The following is a 19128-nucleotide window of genomic DNA, read 5'->3' on the forward strand; positions in this document are numbered from 1 at the left end:
ACTTGGCGTAAAGCTATACGCGCTGTCTTCATTCACGCTAGTTGCAGGCGAGCCTGAAATCACTGGCGCATCATTGAAATCGTATAAGACACTATATGTTGCAGCAGCTTCATTACCATTTGAAAAACCATCAACAGCTACATCAGCAACAATATCTAATGAAACACTACTTTGAATAATTGGGGTTACCAGTACAGTATATGAGCTGTTTGATAACTGAGTAAAACTTGAAAGCCCAGCATTTATAGTTGAAATATCACTAATATCAAAACCACTAATATCTTCGGAAAAATCTATTTGAACTGTAAAAGGTGATGCAACTGTACCTCCAGGACCTGTGATTGATACCGTCGGTTTAAGCGCATCAAAGTCTATATTTAAACTATTAGACGTTAAATTGTTATTACCTGCGGCATCGGTTGATTTATCAGCTGGTACAGCCAGCGAAATACTCACATCACCTGAAGCAGAAACAGTCACTTGATAATTTTTAGCATCGATGGTTTGGAAATTAGAAAGGGATGCATTACTTACTGTGATATCAGATACATCAAATCCAGAGACATCCTCACTAAATTGAATATCAACAATAAAGTCAGAGTTAACACTATTACTGGCAGTAGATAAAGCTACCGAAGGAGCCAATGTATCAACCGCAAATACATCAGACGGCCCCACTGCTGGTGCAACATTAGTGCTGTATCTTGCTGTACCCTCAGCAATGTTTAATCCAATTGTACCGTTGCCAGTAAAGTTACTAAGTTCTATGGTGGCTGAGCTAGTATCACCATTTAGAACATTAATAGAAGCATAGGCATTGCCCGTTGTATTTAAGGATACATTAGCAGTAGTAAGGTTTACTTGCTCAACGTCAGTGTAGTTAACAGAATAAGTGACGATATTGCTGCTGGTTAATATTGCAGAAGGGGCGCTTAAGCTAATGCTTGGGGTTGGAATCAAAGGGGCTGATTGATAGCTGAAAACGATATCTGTAGCAGCAAGATTACCAATGTTAGCATCTTCAGCATCAAGAGCCACACCAGCTGGAATTTGAATGGTTACATCACCATCCAGAGTAGGAAGAACCTCTAAGTAATAATTTGACTCAGAACCGGTGAAGCTACCCTTTGTTGCATTGATAAGCACAACATCACTTGCATCAAAACCTGTTACTGGAGAAGAAAAGCTAATAGATACATTAACTACAGATTCTGAAGTCGGACTACTAACATCTATACTGGTATTGGTTGTTAATTGAGAAACTGTTAATTCTACAGTGTTTGAGGTGACAGCCTGCGATATGGCATTAACTGTAGCAGAGAGAGAAACAGGCGCACTCAAATAGGATGAAGGGGCAGTCCCTCCAGGAACCTGTATATCAATAGCAAAACTACACTGCCCTCCCTCTGGTATTTCTAAACCCGTTACTATCAGAAATGTCGTACCACTTGCTGAGCTACTTGCACCACAAAACCCACTTAAAGCACCGGATACGGATTGGGCACTTGGTATAAAGCTACTTATACTATCAGTAATAGCTCCAGCTGTTGCATTGCCTGCTCCAGCTTGATTAGTGACCAAATAAGTCATTTGAACAGTTTTACTTGAACCATCTAATCGAATGCTAGAAGGAGAAATGGTACGTGATATTCTTAGTCCAGAGATATTAAAGTTGGTTGATACTGCAGGCTTAGATAAACTAACACTATTCACATCAGCGGCGAGATCTGAACTAGTTACAGTAACAGCTCCAACACCAGCTACTGGTATTTGTACTGGAACAGAGAACTCACATGACTCCCCTACCCCCAAAGAACCACCAGAAAAGGTAAGTAAGCCTGTTCCAGAAATTGAAGACGTTGCGCCACAAACGTTAGTCAAAGGTAACCCTGTTGAAACAAAACCTGAAGCTGCAGCATCCAAATCAACCGTAAAGGCAATATTTTCCGCTAAAGCAGAATTATTTGAAGAGTGGCTTAGCTTAAAATCCAGAGAAGTAGGCTCTCCAGGAAGCACAGAACTATCAGCCAGACTCATTGAAAAACTAGGGGCACTATCTAATGAAAATGAAACGCTTGCTGAAGTGGAACCTGATACAACATTTTGTCCATTAATCGATGCAGATATCGCTTGTGAGTAATAATTGTATTGACCTGCAACTGCCGAGCTATTTAGGGTTAAAATTAAATCAAAAGAACAACTGCCTCCTGCTGGTAGGTAAACTCCACTATAGGCAACGCTCCACAAATCTAAGTCCACTAATTGATTACTTGTACCGCTGCCTTGACAATAGTTTGCAGCAGGTAGAGTCGTAATCGTTGATAAAGATGGGGAACCTATAAATGAATCAAATGCAATATTAGAGGCTGCGTTTACAGTATCTATATTTTCAAGACTGTATCTGAGAGTGATGCTATCACCCGCTTTAAATGACGATTCAACAATCTCCATTGTCAAAACAGGCGCATTGGAAATAATTAAGTTACTGCTAACATCGTCATAGTTTTGAAGAGAAGAACTGATGCTTGTTATTGTATTTTGCACCGTGCCATTTGAAGCATTATTCGGCACAGAAACGGGAATAGAGAAGTTACACTTTTGCCCCGCCTCAATCGTACCTGAAGAAAGCGTGACAACATTTGTCCCAGACAAAGTTGAGCCTGAACCACAAATATCTGTCAAAGGTAAGCCGTTAGCTACCATCCCAGACAGTGCAGCACTTAAATCTGTAGTAAACGTGACATTGGCAGCTTGATTATCCCTATCAAAATTCGTCATTTCAATGTCAAGCGATGTCACTGAGCCCGATTGCACCGTTTTGGGTGAAAACGAAGCATTCACAAAACCGATAGGGTTCACCACCAATTCAGTGCTCGCTTTACCTATTGTTAAGGTCGCCCCATTATAAGTGAGTAGGTCAGTACTAATACTATAATCACCCGGTAAGGTACCTTCTACATTCATTGTGATAGTACATTGATCACTATTACCGTTTACAAAAGCCACGATTGCATTGTTGAATACAAAAGAGCTCAAATTAACCGTGTCACTTCCGGATTTGGTGGCTGTAAAATAATCTCCACAATTATTGGTAGTAATATCATCTTCACTAAACGTTAGCCCAGATGGCAGTGTGATGCCTCCTGCAAAACCATGAGCGAACCCCGCATCGTTATTCGTTAAGGTTAGTACTAAATTGGTTGTTTCCTGAAAAGGAACCGCCGACTCTTGAACGGCAAGCGTTGCAGTTATCGTCGATACAGTGACATTTAATGTATTTGAAATGTCAGAAGACAACCCTAAACTTGATTCAAACCCGTCAGTGGTGATATTGAAACTTTGATCAATGACTGATGTGGCAACTACATCAAACTCTATCTCACAACTGGCTCCAAAATTCAGCGTGTAACCGGAAAATAAAACAGACGTCGCATTAGCCGTGATATCTGTAATACCTGCAGCACATGTTGTCGAAAAATTATGTTGTTGAGATACAGTTACCCCTGAAGGTAACAAGGTAGAAAACGCAATAGCCAAAGCATTCGTATCAACAGAGTTATTCGTAAGGGTATAATGTAAAGTTGTAGCATTCCCACTAGTAACGCTCCCGCCTTCAAGGTCACCCGTAATCACTAAGTCTGTCCCAGCCGCTGATACATTAAAGCTGAGTAAAGCGAAAAAACAACAGAATATAAAGTTAATAGATTTTGAAGGGGACATGCTGATTCCAAGAGTGACTGATTAAATTCCTTTACATAATCATAACACTTGATACAGCGTTAACTCTATTTTTTATCATTCATAGTGACAACAAATATGCCAAGCCAAGATAGCTAAACAAAAAAAGATAATACTTACAGTAGAGTACAAAAGTATTAAAACCTTTTTATTATAAAATAATTCTTTCAGGTCATACCTTATAGTGTTACAAAATGCACAAAGTAAATGTATAATATTTGTTAACACTTATATTGCGACCGTTTGAGACTTTGAAATGAAAGTAAAACGAAGGAATAAACAACTCATTACCTTGGTTATAGCAGGCCTACTATCCTGTTCTTCTATGGCTGAAGGTATCGTTGCCAGCCAAACCACATTAGATTTTTCAACTGAACAAAAATTTAATCAGATCACGATACACATTACTGGCCCAAATGGTTTTAACGCTAATTACGATTTATATGATGAATCTCAATTAGACATAGATCAGCTAGGTAATGCCGCAGACGGAAATTACACCTATAAGGTGCAATACACCCAAAACGGAAAGACGGAAATTATCAATGATCCTACTACAGGTAGACAAGGCGCCAAGCGCAATAAAGGTAACATTAAAACGGTAACGGGCTTTTTTAATATTAGAGATCATGCATTTGTTACTAAAGAAGAAGCGATGAGCCAAAGCGAACCTGCTTACCAAGAGCTATAATTCAGATATTAAGGATAATAGGAAATAAAAATGAAAATTTACATAAGGTCAGCAATGGCCCTATCATTATTCGGAGCATTCTTTGCAGCTCATGCGGATCAGCAAATTCTAGATGATTTAATTGTCACTCAAAGTGCATGTATTGGACAAGACTGTGTTAACGGTGAGTCATTTGGTTTCGATACTCTACGCCTCAAAGAGAACAACCTTCGCATTAAATTTCAAGACACCAGTAACAGCGCTAGCTTCCCATCGAATGACTGGCAACTCACTGCTAATGATTCAACAAATGGTGGTTTAAACAAGTTTTCGATTGATGATATTGATGGTGGTAGAACACCTTTTACTATCGAAGCAGGCGCTCAAAACCATGCTTTATACGTTGATGATGGAGGCCGAGTTGGATTAGGTACCTCGACTCCAGTTGTGGAACTGCAAGTAGTAGACGGTGATAGCCCTACATTAAGGCTGGAACAAGACGGAAGCTCAGGTTTTACCGCTCAGACCTGGGATTTAGCGGGTAACGAAACAAACTTCTTCGTGCGTGATGTCACTAATGGTTCAAAGCTGCCCTTTAAGATTATGCCAAGTGCGCCAACCAATGCATTAGTCGTTTCCTCTAGTGGTAATATTGGTATCGGTGATCAAACTCCTGATGCCAAGCTTGATATTGAAAATGGCGATCTCTTAGTTTCTCACAATTCAGCAACAAATATTATGCCAGTGGCAAGATTTGAAATGAATCAAACCAATAACCCACACGTTAAAGTGCTAGAGCTAGAAAATTTGGGCGGCAGTTCTATTATTGGGATGAAAATAAATAATGTGCAAGAAGGCTTGCCGAATGAATGGAAACAGCAAGCACGATATGAAGACTCTACCTTCAGAATTGTAAACTCAACAAACCCGTATGAAGAGTTTGTTTTGTCTCCAAATGGTGACTTAACAATTTTAGGCACAATCACCGCTACAGGAACTGATTTTGCTTCAAGCCGCTCATTAAAAGAGAACTTTACACAGGTTGATAATAATTTAATATTAGAGAAGTTAGTTTCTTTACCGATTTCCAAATGGAATTATATTAAACAAAGTAATAACACTAAACATATTGGCCCAATGGCGGAAGATTTCCACAAAGCGTTCGGATTAAATGGTGATAAAAAGGGAAAAATATCTGTATCAGATATTGCAGGAGTATCATTGGCTGCAATACAAGCACTCAAGTTAGAATTGGATAAAAGTAAAGCTGAGATAAAAATGCTTAAAGAACTAATTCAAGAAAAATAATAGTGAATAGTGTGAATTTAAAAGGAGTGATTGTAATTTCTCATATGCTATAGAAACTACGTAAATCTAAATTAAAACTATATAGTAAAAACTTATAACATAAGAGTCATTTTTTGCGCAGTAGGGGGACATCCCCCCTTCTTTTAAAGAACAACCAAGTGATTAAGTAGAAAATTTATCCACAAAATTAGCTCAAATTAGAAATGACATACTATTGTGGCTAAGTTAATACTAGCTAAATTTATTTATGCATCTTCTTACGAGTAAGAACCTATTTATCTATGGGGTATTTACAGTCTCTAACGTTGTTTTGAAGAATTTAAAAACATAGAGTAGGTATATAACTTAAGGCTAACCATTAATGTCTAATAGACTAAAATGAATAATTAAGATATGCGATATCGTCACTATACAGCGACTCGACTATCTCTTTAGATTCGCTATCATAAAATCGCTGATAGCCTTCTCTACTTCCTTTATTCAAATGTGGTAAATTAGCTTCTATACCTAAATGCCCAAATACTCTGTCTACATCATCGTTCAAGTCTTCGAAGCGACCAATAAAATTGACCAGCAACTCACCGTCATCATCTAACAAAAAGTCAGTTTGCTTTGTCCATTGAACATGCTGCTTCTGAGAAATCAAATCCAGATAACTCTTAAAGCATGAGTCATCAGACATTCCACAAAATTCACGTAAATCGGGGCGTTTTTTCATATAAGTGTACTGGGACACTGCTTTGTCCCATGGGTTTCGCACTATTGAGAACTTATAGAATTGTTCAAAAATATCATTACCAACCTCTAACTTAATTTGTTTGGCAAGTAAGTGCTGCAACCCGCCTGTTTGGTATTTATTGTGAAACTTATCAACAAACCCCATCCACAGGTTCTCTGTTCGCCGTTCGCCGGGCCAAATCACACGTTCGATGCTCGTGCCAGCGACCTTGGGGATATGTACGAATATACACTTATGTTCGAAAGAAATCATTTGGTTTCACTAATCCAATAAGGTTGTCTAACTAACAAAATAGAATGTTGAACAAAAACATTAGATACAACATAGGCTAATTATATTACGCAAAAAAAATCAATCACTGCAAACGTAAACGACATATTGAGAATTGAAAACATTACATGCTAAATGAGTACTCAGGGAGCAGGACACGCATATTACGCTCGATTCACTTTCCCAAATGTTTCGTCAAGAAAAAGTAATTGCAGACTCAAAGACAGTGAAGCAAGCTAGAAAATCGCCTTGTGCCAATTATTAGGAAAGATTATTCTTTGATTAGAAAATACTCAGAGTATTAAGTGCTTCAGATTATTCTTGTGCCAACATATGTTGAAATTAATCATGAACTATAACTAAACAGCAAATCAGACTCATTGAAATGTTCGAGATAAAGTTCAAAGTCTTTTTGATATAACTTTTTAACGACTTCAATCAAATCAGCTGTATAGAGGTTTACATAGCTTGGTACTTTACCCTGACGTTTTAAGTTCGCCAGATGAGCTGACTGGGCCCGACTATAATCTTTATCATACAATGATTCAAAGGTATCTAATCCATGGTTTGTAAGACTCCTTGCATCTGTCACTTCTATTGCTAACTTTTGTTTAAGCTTCTCAACTAAAATAGGAAACTTTTCAACACTAAAGTAATCACTATATTGTTTGTATAGTAGGAAATGATGCTGGGGTCGCCAGTGGTTATTTAAATTCAGTGCACCCGGCTGTCTTAAGCCAAGTACAAACTGCCTAAAAGTTAACTTATCTAGTTCAATATTCCGTTTTGTAAAATCTCTATATGCCCATGCAGGCCCTTCTTTAGCAACAAACTTATCTAAAAACACACTAGCAAGCCTTCTGAAAGGACAGCGTAAAACTACGAAGGTATAATCAGCTTTAATAGCTTCTGATAATGTGGGTTTAAATGTTTGATTATTACTATGAATCCAGTGCCCATCTTTTATGTCATCAATACATCCGTTTTCAAAGGCAGCAGTTAACCTAAGAGTAGAACATGCATTTTTGGGAATAAATGTATAAAGGGCACTAGTTCTGTAAAACATAATCGAATGATTCATTGCAAAATTATGCTCAGGATTCCTTGCTAGAGGGCCATGTGTTTTTGCAGCAAAATTAAATGTCAAGACTCAACCTCTTATCTTTCTATTGTAATTAAAGAATCTCTGGATTTTTTAATCAAAAAGCCAGCGACGCTGGCTTTTTATATAAAAATAGAGTTAATCATTTCCAAACAAATCACGAGTATAGACTTTATCAGCTACATCCTGAAGAGTATCTTCCATCCTGTTTGCCACAATCACATCCGCTTTTTGCTTAAATGCTTTAAAGTCTGTGATGACTTCTGAATGAAAAAACTCAGTTTCTGTCAATACGGGCTCATAAACCACAACCTCTATGCCTTTAGCTTTTATCCGCTTCATGATGCCTTGAATGGCAGATGACCTAAAGTTATCAGAACCCGCCTTCATAACCAAACGATAAATACCCACTACCTTAGGGTTTCGCCTAATGATCGATTCTGCAATAAAATCTTTACGAGTAGTATTCGCTTCAACAATCGCACCAATGATACTGTTAGGCACGTCCGCATAATTTGCACGCAGCTGCTTAGTATCTTTGGGCAAACAGTAACCACCATAACCAAACGAAGGGTTATTGTAATGGTCTCCAATACGCGGGTCTAACCCCACGCCCTCAATAATTTGCTTTGTATCTAAGCCATGACTCTCAGCATAGCTGTCTAACTCATTAAAATAGGCCACTCGCATAGCAAGGTATGTATTTGAGAACAGCTTAACTGCTTCGGCTTCTGTTGAGTCTGTATATAAAATTGGTACGTCTTGCTTTATTGCGCCTTGCAACAACAACTCGGCAAACTGTTGGGCACGCTTTGAACGTTCACCAATAATGATTCGAGAGGGGTGAAGATTATCGAGTAGTGCTCTTCCTTCACGTAAGAACTCAGGCGAAAAAATAATATTTTCACAATCAAATTTTCTACGCACACAATTTGTAAACCCGACAGGCACAGTAGACTTAATAATCATCACAGCTTCAGGGTTAATCTCCATAACATCTTTAATTACCGCCTCAACTGAGGAGGTATTAAAGTAGTTTGTTTCTGGGTCATAATCTGTGGGGGTCGCAATTACCACATAATCAGCATTACTATAAGCTAGCTCATTATCTGTAGTCGCCTTAAAATTTAAATTTTTGTGTTGCAAAAAGTACTCAATCTCGGTATCAGCAATAGGAGATATCTTATCGCTAAGCATTTTGATTTTTTCAGGGACGATATCTAACGCAATAACGTCGTTAAATTGTGCCAATAACATGGCATTAGAAAGGCCAACATAGCCAGTGCCAGCAACGGTAATATTCATTAGTTTTTTATCTCAATGGTAAAAGTATTAGTGTTCTACACAACTAATTCAGGACACTTTTCTTAAGTAAACCTGTTCACACACTATTGGCGACAGGTCATCATTAAGTGTATGTTATCTATCTGCGTTGTAATAACGCATAAATGCGTTTACATCATTTCTCACATGCTCATGAGTTGGCTGAAGTATTTTCAATAACTGGTCATGTTTAAAGCTTCCAAAGAACCTTTCAACGACATCATTATCCCAACAAGCGCCCACGTCCCCATGCTAGATCTGACACAGTAGTTAGCGAGGGATTTACGATAATGCTTACAGATATATTGCGAACCTCTATAAAAGTGAAAGACTAAATTCTTAGGCGGTTGCTGCAAGTTATATGCTTTCGTCATAGCTTTGCTTACTAAGTTCGTTGTCGTGAGCTTATCAATATGCCAGCCAACGATACGAGGCAAATATAAGTCCATGACCATGGCCATGGCCAAATACATCTTCCTTCCCCACTCATTAGATAGATCAAGCCTCAAGCCCTAACTTGATTAACTACAATAGAATTTAAGTATTGATTCAATAAGTTACAAGCTACAGCATCACTATACTTGCGCTTAGTTGTGACCTTATGAGCAATTCGTTGAGTCACATCTAAACCTAACTTACCAATGAACTTTTGAACACTATAATCACAGACCTTAGAGGCTTTTTGCAGGATCTATTATGCAATTCCCGATAGCTAAACTATATCGACTTTGCACGAAAATAGTTCTAGCTCTTCAGTACATATTAAATTACTTAGTAGAAATCAGTTTTGCTTGTAGCTTTAACTAGACGTAATAAACTTAGCGACTCACCTTCGTCATTTGGCAAAGCTTAGTTACAAAAACTATCGCTGAAAGTTGCTTAATCGTTTTGAACATTACTTGATTTCCTTGAGCAGGTAGTCACTGGCCTTTTTAGAATCTCTTTTCACATCCTTGGCTCTTTACTTTCCTTACATTACCTTAATAACTCAGCTCGTTCGTCATAAATTAAAGCCGCTACAGACTGGTCAGTTTAAAACTTTACATTCCTATTATAGTGGACTATACGTGATGCCTAAAGACGCAACAGCCTTGGGAATGCTGTAACTTTGTCCGGTTACCTATGCAACGGCTTCTTGTTTAAACTCAGCCGAATAACTTCTAAAAGTTAGTGTAGTCATTTAAATCATCAATAATTGGATTATATTCCATTATCAAAGTATTCTGTTTGATTAAATCAGATCATAATTTTACTTTGTTCTTGCTTAATGCAATTTCGTATTGCTTAAGTTTTTTAATAACTCTCGGCCCGTTAGGTCTATGTTTAAAGGCTATTTGCATAAGCTGATTAGCTTTCCTTAAATCTATACTTTCTAGTAGCAAAGCTGTCTCAATACAAAAACTCGCGTCAAAATGATCTTTTTTCTGAAACAATTGTAATAACAATTCAGTATCTCTAACGCCCATATTCTTTAAATAAGTATAAGCAAACTCTTTTACAAACTCAGATTCCCCTTTCGCAACCTCAACTAAATTCTTAGCATCCAGTAGACTAAATTGATATTCCTCGCTGAAAGTGTATTTTTTATCAGTAAACCCCTCCCCAAGTAGCTCATATAATCGGTTATTTTCTTCATCTAATAAAGATTTTACTTGTTCATACTCACGCTTAGTTAAACTGAATTTATCTGAATCAAATGATAAATCTAAATAGTAACGTCCCTTTCTAATTGAATTCGGCTTACCAGATTGTATTGATGGATAAACTTTATTGAGCTCGTTAATAAATCGAGTGGACTTGTTACCAATACCTTTGTTATCAGACACAAACTCAATGTTTGATTGTTCTTTAACTCCTATCAAGTCAAGAAAAAAACCAGCTGGACCATTTTCGTGCTTGCAAACTAACTCAAAAGGATAGAATTCAGAATTTGGGAAAATTGAAATTAATTTTTTTACATCCTCTGATACGCTAAAACTTGGTAGGTTATTAAAATCAATTACACCTCCTGATTTAGCCTTTTGTTGTAAAACAGAATTTAAAGAAGAGTAAGGACTTCTTACAAAAGCTATAGGACGAATTTTGAACTCTGAATTATTTAATTTAGCTAAAAGTTTTCTCAATTCGTTACGATTAAAACTGGGAATAGTTTCAGATGACAGAATTATATCATTAGTTTCGGACAATATTTCATCTAAAACTTTCTCATAGAAGCTATTGACCTCTTCACTATCAAAGTTATTTAAAATATTATCTCTAAAAGTTTGAGGGCTATCAGAAAACAAACTCGTAAGCATATTAAAATGACTTTGCATTTTCCTATTCTTTAAATCAAGGAACCGAGGATAACTAACATCAATTAAACCCTCATTTTTAGCCAATGTTGCCTGTACTGACGTAGAAGCCGTTTTACCAAACCCCATATGTAAGTATAAAGTTTTCATTTCTATCCTTTATATTTTCAGCCATATCTCAATTAACATGGCCGAGTATAAATTTTGTAATTAATTTAGCACATCTAGGTAAACACTAATATTTTTCTCAACAGTATAGTTCTCTGAAATATCTTTATAAGCATTTTCTCTTATAGATTCCCTAAAGTTATCATTTACGATTAATGTTTTAACGGCTTGATACCATGCTTGCTCATTGTTACTGGCAACCAAACAATTTTTCCCATGTTCGGCAATGCCTTTATATGTAGGAACATCAGAACAAACAATTGCTAAATCTAACGCTGTATATTCAAGAAACTTAAGATTACTCTTGCTTAAGTTAAAATCATCATCTTTCAGCGGGATTACACCAATATCCCAATGAACTCTCTTATGTAACCATTTAACGAAACTCGTATAATCATTGGCTTTAGGAAGAGCTACTTTACTCCCAAAAAGAGGGGAAGTTTTGTGATATGCACCTATTACTTCAATTTCAATTTTAGAACCAAATTCACTTTTCAACCTATTCATAGCTGATTGTATAATTTTCAAATCTGAATCATGAGTAGGAGTACCTATGTACCCAATTCTAATCGGGTCACCTTCTTTCTTTATATAACTATCTTTACAACCAACGCTTTCATTACCTATTTCCCACAATTTCTCATCGAGAAAATTAGGTACTATTCTTACATTGTTATTATATTCTAACAAAAGTTCTTTTAGCTTTTCCGTTGAAACTGTCACTAAATCGGCAGACTTTGCTAAAAAGATGATTCGTTTTTTTAATTTTTCAGCATCACCTGCAAAACCTCTTTCTTTTAAAGCTTTGACTTCAAAAAGGTCATCATCAATTTCAAAAATTAGCTTATTATTTTTTTCTTTCCAACAAGTAAGCCAACTCTCAAGTTTATGCTGGGAGATATGCGCTATGTCTCTTTGAATCACAACAGCATTATAATCTGAAGGTTTTGGAAGCTCTTCCCCTAACATTTCATTAACGTCCCACTCACCCAATAAATGAGGATTAGAGTATGGGTAATTTACTCTTACAAACCCAGAGCCAGTAGCAATACCATCTCCTCGTCTTGTTGGGACTAAAGCTAGTTTCTTTTTAGTAGGTATGGGACATTTTTTCCTAAAAGCACTCAAAGCACTGCTAAATAAGCACAACTCGCTTATAGCTGCTTTATTTACTGAGAACTCTGTTGCCGTTTGAATGGCACTCCTTTGAAATTCCGGAAATAGGTGCCAATTCTTCAGAAATTGATTAGCCTTTTCAAAACACTCATCTTCATTGAGAGTATCGACTACTATTGAATTAAAATTATCAATTGCATACTCGTCACCACCACCGTGAGTAGGTAAAATAGGAACTACTCCACAGGCCATAGCTTCAAGAGACGTCCTGCCAAATGCTTGATAATCTGACAGATCAACAAAAACATCTGACTTACCTAATATATCTGAGACCTGTGGTCTTTTCAAAATACCGTGATTCGTAAATTCAAAACTCTTATCTAAAAATTTATATTGAGAGTCGCTGCTCGTACAACCGAAAATGTTTATATCTAGATTGTCAAACTTCTGTGACAATTTCTTTAGCAACCTCATAGTTTTCTCAGCTCCTCTAACAGGAGTTTGAGGTCTAATCATTGCAGTAATATTGATCCTAGAGCTATTTAATCTCTTTTGCACCCTATATACATCATGATCTATACTTGGGTTTACTTTATGAACATTAATGTTATGGTGTTTTCGTACTTCTTTACGTATCCAATCAGTTTTCGCGAAACACAAAGATTCTGGAATTAACTCATAAGATTCTTTAGCCTTTTTCCAAGATTCACTTTCGGGTTGAAAAAAATATGGTTCATAGTCTTGTATGTAATATGCTGGAATAATATGTGGAAATACATTAACAATATTTTTAATTATCCACATTGAATGGAAAACAGTTCCAATCGCAATATCATAATCTTTAGCTAAAACCAAAATATTACTGTCATCGAATTCTATAAATAAATTTTGAGCATATTCTAGCTCTTTATACTGCTCTAAAAAGCTAGATTTTCGACCTCTTTTCACCGCAACATTTACTTTAACCCCAAGAGAAATCATATGGTGTGCTTCCTGTACAACGGAATGAGAGCCCCCACCACCACCATTTACAGGGAGAACAAAAAGAATTCTTGATGATAAAATGCCATCATACACTCCTCTCTCAACAGCTCTTGCTTCAAGGTCGAGCAACTCGTTGTTAATAGATTTGCGTACCTTGTCTAAATCTGAGGTATTTTTAACTTTAGTAATTAGACTCTCAAAATATTCTTTTGTATGCTTCTCTCTTAATTTCAAAGCCCCTTGCTGTGAAAGTTTTTTTCTATTTGTATGACCAAAGCTTTTCGATTTTGCATGGAAAACATAACTATCATCAGCTATTGCTAATTCATAACCAGCTTTAATTGCTCGGATACAAAAGTCATTTTCCTCTCCATAGCCTAAAGGAAAATTTTCTTCGTCCATATAGCCGACTTCTTGCAACACATTTTTTTTAATCATGAAGCAAAAACCATTGACGAAGGGTAACCTCGGGTAAGATCTCTCTGAATTATTTGACACTATTTGAGCAAATTCATCAGGTGTTAAACCTAGAGGGATCTGATTAATACAAAAAGCACCATCATCATCAAATAATATCGGCACACTCTGCCAGCTCGCAGCATTAGATAGTGGGCCCGCAATACCAATATTCGAATCTGACTCTAGACACTTAATTAAACTAGTCAACCATCCGGTCGTGACTATAGTGTCGCTATTTAGTGTCACAACATAATCCGCTTCTGAATGTCTCAGTCCTGTATTAACTGCTTTGGTATAACCTTTATTAATTTCATGCTCAATAAGAGTAACTGTGCCGTAAGACTCTGAAAATTCCCTCAACCAATCAGTGGTCTCTTGATTGGACCCATCATTTACAGCTAATACTTTAATTAAATAGCCATCATCCTTTTCCACTACAGAGTTTAAGCACTTTTTAACATCGTCTAAAGCATTGTAAACAGGAATAACAATATCAACTGACTTTAGTGACAGGGAATTGCCAATATTGTATTTCTTTGTCAGTCTATCCTCTAAGGCACCAAAAAGAATGTAATGCAGCAATGGGTTTACATTCGCACTTTTTACATCTGGATAGTTATCTATATAGAAATTTGTAGAAAATTTATCAGAAGGGTCTATCCCCTTAAGGTAGCCTTCTTCAAGATAATTTTGAGCGAGTTGTTCGGGAGTTAGCTCCTTTCGTTCAATTTGGTGGGCATAATACGCAGGATCGAAGTATTTAGATTGAATTATAAGAGAAATATAATCTAGGTTTTCATCATTGGCTTCTTTCTGTTTTAGGGGTTTTATAGTTCTACCTTCAGCCTGGCCATGTAGAATGTAATGAATTAAAGGGTTTAGCCCACTTTTTTTAACATCGCTATACTGTTCTAGGTAATGAGCTGTTGAAAATAATTCTGACGGGTCATGTCCTAAACTCGCCCCTTTTAGCAAATAATGAATGGCAGGATGTAGCTCGGCTAATTCTTCATAGTGATGCTTTAAATAGAAATCTTCATCAAAATAATCTGAGTTCAATAAAAGATCGTACTGCATATATAGATGACTATTTTTTTCACCATGTTCTAGTTCAAAAGATTCACTATATATTTCTCTACTTTCTTTCATGCCAAATTGCAAATAATGAACAAAAGGTTCAACACCATCAGCTTGTACATCTGGATATTGAGTTAAGTAAAATTGAACAGAAAAATTTTTATTTGGATACCTTCTAATAAGTAAAGGAGTTTTTAAGTAGTGTTCAATTGCATCATCTTCTGTTGCAAACTTTTGAGTTTGCTCGGTATAAAATGCTAGGTCGAACAAGCCACTTTTCTTGATTAATTTTTTCTGATTTTGTGCTTTTTTTAAATTCATGTCTAAAGTAACTCCACCCACCAAGCTTCATTTGCCAGATACCATTTCAAAGTCTTTGCAAAGCCAGTTTCAAATGATTCTGCAGGCACATAACCTAGCTCATCATTGGTTTTGGTGGCATCTATAGCATAACGTCTATCATGGCCGGCACGGTCAGTAACATAAGTAATAAGCGATTCAGTCTCGCCTGAAATGGCTGCTTTGGCATTAGGGTAACGTGAAGCTAATGATTCATCTTCAGCAAAAGACTCATTCATCACTTTACATATCAATTTTACAATATCGATATTGGCCCATTCATTGTTGCCACCAATATTGTAGTTTTCACCCACACGGCCTTTATTCAGTACTAAATCAATTCCACGAGCATGATCTTCAACGTATAACCAATCTCGGATTTGTTGACCGTCACCATAAATAGGTAGCGGTTTGTTATTCAGAATGTTGGTCACAACCAGTGGGATCAATTTTTCTGGGAAATGGTATGGCCCATAGTTATTTGAACAGTTGGATGTAGTCACTTCTAAACCATAGGTATGGTGATAGGCGCGTACAAGGTGATCTGACGCTGCCTTAGAGGCTGAATAAGGTGAATTTGGTGCATAGGCTGTTTCTTCAGTAAAAGCTGGGTCACTTGGGCTTAATGTGCCATAAACCTCATCTGTTGAAACATGGTGGAATCTGTGAGGGATAACCTCTTTCCCTTGAGATTTTGGTTCATCAATCCACTTTTGTTTTGCCGCTTTTAATAACGCGTACGTACCAATAATATTGGTTTCAATAAACGCATCTGGGCCAGTAATAGAACGGTCTACATGCGACTCCGCAGCAAAATGGACGATGGTATCAATTTGATGTTCAGAGATTAACGACTCTATTAAACCTTGATCGCAAATATTGCCTTCAATAAAAGTATATTGTGGGTTTGACTTTACCGGCGTTAAATTTTCAATATTGCCAGCATAGGTTAATGCATCTAGCACAATCACTTTATCTTTCGTATGTTGCCCTAACCAGTAATGTACAAAATTGGCACCAATAAAACCCGCACCACCTGTGACTAGGATATTTCTATTTGAGTTTGTCATAAAAATGCTTACTTATTCTAAATTTATGTCCGTATACACGGATGAAAAAATATTGGGTTTGATGGCTATAATTCGGCCATCATCTTAGCTAATTGCTTGCGCCAATGAACCGTTTGATATTGGCTCAATTGCTCAGCTTCAGTCTTATCAATCACGCTAAATGCAGGGCGCGCAGCAGGCACTGGGTACTGTGAAGCAAAAATAGGATTAACAGGAATCGCTTGAGTCAGTAAGCCTTTTTCTAAAGCAATTTCTTGTATTGCGACTGCAAAATCATACCAAGATGCCACACCGGCATCTGTCCAATTAATAATTGGTGTTTGATTATTACTGGCAAAGCCTAGGCAGGGGTTCGTACCTTCACTCCCTTTTTCCACTTTCCCAATCAGTGACCAGATCATCAGTGCTAAACCTTTTGCCCAAGTTGGCGTGCCTACTTGGTCTGAAACAATCCCTAACACAGGCTTTTCAGCCATTAGACGTAGCATGGTTTTAACAAAATTATTGCCATATGTTGAATACACCCAAGCGGTACGGATAATCACAGCCTGCTCGGCCAGAATTTCTGCCACGAGCTCTTCACCCGCTAATTTACTGGCACCGTATACGTTGATTGGATTTGGCGTGTCTTCTGCTGTGTATGGGCTGGTTTTAGTACCATCAAAAACAAAGTCTGTTGAGATGTGGACTAATTTGGCATTGTGCAGCTTACATGCACTGGCAATGTAGCCAGAAGACGTGCCATTTACAGCAAATGCTAATTCTTGTTCTTGTTCAGCTTTATCTACTGCGGTATAAGCCGCTGCATTGATAACATAATCCGGGTTTAACTCCGCAATTGTGTTAATAACTGCGGTTTCATCTGTAATATCTAATTGTATTTGATCTAAACAGATTACATTGACATGTTCTGGGGCCGTTACCGTTAGCTCTGATGCTAACTGACCACCTTTTCCTGTAACTAACACCTTCATAAATTTTTCACCTTAAAATTTGGGGGCGTCAATAAATGACAAGCCAGCTTCATCTTTGGCCGACAATTGAGGTGGCAAATCATCGACTAAAGGCCATTCTATGCCAATGGATGGATCATCCCACTTAATTGAAATTTCTGCACTAGGGTTGTAAACATCAGTACATTTATAAACAAACTCAGCTATATCGCTAGTAACATAAAAGCCATGAGCAAAGCCTTCAGGCACCCATAGTTGGCGCTTGTTTTCAGCTGATAACAATACTCCTACCCATTGTCCATATGTCGGTGAGTGTTCTCGCATATCAACAGCAACATCAAATACCTCACCTTTAGTAACACGCACTAGCTTTCCCTGTGTATTCTCGGTTTGATAGTGCAATCCGCGTAAAATGCCATGAGCTGATTTACTGTGGTTCTCTTGTACGAATTCTCTTGGTGCGCAATGTTCATTAAACAATGACGTTCTAAAAGTTTCCATAAAGAAGCCACGTTCATCACCAAATACTTGCGGCTCAATGATTTTTACATCTGGTATTTCTGTTTCAATAAATTTCATATTAACTACTTCATAAACCTAAAAGACTTTTTGTTCCAATATCTCTAAAAGATATTTTCCGTAACCCGATTTCTTCAACGGCTGGGCAAGCTCTCGTAGCTGTTGATCATTGATATAGCCCATACGGTAAGCAATCTCTTCCGGACAGTTTATCTTAAGGCCTTGGCGCTTCTCAATGGATCGAATAAAGTTTGCTGCATCTAATAAGTCATCAAGTGTGCCGGTATCTAACCAAGCAGTACCACGCCCCATAATTTCAACGTTTAGCTCTTCGAGTGCTAAATACTGTTCAATTACATCAGTGATTTCTAATTCACCACGTGCAGAAGGTTTTACGTTCTTGGCAAACTCAACCACACGACTATCAAAGAAATATAACCCTGGTACAGCGTAATTAGATTTAGGTTGCTGTGGTTTTTCTTCAATTGAAATAGCCTTACCGTCTTCGTTAAATTCGACAACGCCATATGATGTAGGATTAGCTACGTGGTATCCAAATACAGTTGCACCTGCACGGCGATTTGCTGCACGTTGCAATGATTGAGATAAATCATGTCCATAAAACAAGTTATCACCCAACACCAATGCGGCTGGGCTACCCGCTAAAAACTCTTCCGCTAGAATAAATGCTTGTGCTAGCCCGTCAGGAGAAGGCTGTGCAACGTAGTCAAATACCACGCCCCAAGCACTGCCATCACCTAACAAAGCTTTGAATCTAGGTAATTCTTCTGGTGTAGCAATAATCAATATTTCTTTAATACCCGAAACCAGCAATGTAGAGATCGGGTAAAAAATCATTGGCTTATCATACACGGGCATTAATTGCTTACTCACTTCCTTCGTAAGTGGATAAAGTCGAGTGCCTGAGCCGCCAGCGAGGATGATACCTTTACACGCAGGAGGTTGTGAGAGAGGGTTAATATTATTCATGATTTTTCC

General features: G+C 37.4%; 12 protein-coding genes and 1 pseudogene. 2 read left to right on the forward strand and 11 right to left on the reverse strand.

All coding sequences use genetic code 11. The features are described 5' to 3' along the window. Positions 1-3720, reverse strand: a 3720-nt coding sequence (locus tag ACHUGF_RS01135; RefSeq protein WP_394128932.1) for a beta strand repeat-containing protein, incomplete at its 3' end; no start/stop codon positions are given. Positions 3721-3994: 274 nt separating this feature from the next. On the opposite strand from ACHUGF_RS01135, the gene ACHUGF_RS01140 reads away from it, so the two are divergent. After that, the gene (locus ACHUGF_RS01140) at positions 3995-4429 is read left to right on the forward strand and encodes a hypothetical protein (protein WP_394128933.1); all 435 of its coding nucleotides are present in this window, start codon (positions 3995-3997) and stop codon (positions 4427-4429) included. Between the two features lie 54 nt (positions 4430-4483). Beyond that, positions 4484-5716 carry a tail fiber domain-containing protein gene (locus ACHUGF_RS01145; protein ID WP_394128934.1) on the forward strand — a complete coding sequence of 411 codons (1233 nt, stop codon included), beginning with the start codon at positions 4484-4486 and terminating at the stop codon, positions 5714-5716. 373 nt (positions 5717-6089) lie between these two features. On the opposite strand, the gene ACHUGF_RS01150 is transcribed toward ACHUGF_RS01145, so the two are convergent. The 10 genes and pseudogenes from ACHUGF_RS01150 to rfbA form a co-directional block, all read right to left on the reverse strand. After that, entirely contained in the window at positions 6090-6707 is a 618-nt protein-coding gene (locus tag ACHUGF_RS01150; protein ID WP_394128935.1) for a sulfotransferase family 2 domain-containing protein, read from the reverse strand. A 364-nt stretch (positions 6708-7071) separates the two neighbouring features. Then, positions 7072-7872, reverse strand: coding sequence for a sulfotransferase family 2 domain-containing protein (locus tag ACHUGF_RS01155; protein ID WP_394128936.1), 801 nt, complete (start codon positions 7870-7872; stop codon positions 7072-7074). Between the two features lie 93 nt (positions 7873-7965). After that, positions 7966-9132 (reverse strand): nucleotide sugar dehydrogenase, encoded by a 1167-nt coding sequence (locus ACHUGF_RS01160; protein ID WP_394128937.1) that lies wholly within the window; start codon positions 9130-9132, stop codon positions 7966-7968. 150 nt (positions 9133-9282) lie between these two features. Next, positions 9283-9811 (reverse strand): annotated as a pseudogene (locus tag ACHUGF_RS17960) (transposase family protein); the annotation flags it as partial. Positions 9812-10391: 580 nt separating this feature from the next. Further along, positions 10392-11594, reverse strand: a complete 1203-nt coding sequence (locus ACHUGF_RS01175) for a hypothetical protein (protein ID WP_394128940.1) — start codon at positions 11592-11594, stop codon at positions 10392-10394. Between the two features lie 60 nt (positions 11595-11654). After that, the gene (locus tag ACHUGF_RS01180) at positions 11655-15569 is read right to left on the reverse strand and encodes a glycosyltransferase (RefSeq protein WP_394128941.1); all 3915 of its coding nucleotides are present in this window, start codon (positions 15567-15569) and stop codon (positions 11655-11657) included. A 2-nt stretch (positions 15570-15571) separates the two neighbouring features. Further along, positions 15572-16657, reverse strand: coding sequence for a dTDP-glucose 4,6-dehydratase (gene rfbB / locus ACHUGF_RS01185; RefSeq protein ID WP_394128942.1), 1086 nt, complete (start codon positions 16655-16657; stop codon positions 15572-15574). A 65-nt stretch (positions 16658-16722) separates the two neighbouring features. Then, positions 16723-17631 carry a dTDP-4-dehydrorhamnose reductase gene (gene rfbD, locus ACHUGF_RS01190; RefSeq protein ID WP_394128943.1) on the reverse strand — a complete coding sequence of 303 codons (909 nt, stop codon included), beginning with the start codon at positions 17629-17631 and terminating at the stop codon, positions 16723-16725. Positions 17632-17643: 12 nt separating this feature from the next. Beyond that, positions 17644-18189 (reverse strand): dTDP-4-dehydrorhamnose 3,5-epimerase, encoded by a 546-nt coding sequence (gene rfbC, locus ACHUGF_RS01195; RefSeq protein WP_394128944.1) that lies wholly within the window; start codon positions 18187-18189, stop codon positions 17644-17646. An 18-nt stretch (positions 18190-18207) separates the two neighbouring features. After that, on the reverse strand, positions 18208-19119 hold the full coding sequence (rfbA, locus tag ACHUGF_RS01200; RefSeq protein ID WP_394128945.1) for a glucose-1-phosphate thymidylyltransferase RfbA: 912 nt from the start codon (positions 19117-19119) through the stop codon (positions 18208-18210). Between the last annotated feature and the right edge of the window lie 9 nt (positions 19120-19128).

The organism is Shewanella maritima (genome assembly GCF_043643735.1).
In the GTDB taxonomy this organism is placed as follows: domain Bacteria; phylum Pseudomonadota; class Gammaproteobacteria; order Enterobacterales; family Shewanellaceae; genus Shewanella; species Shewanella maritima_A.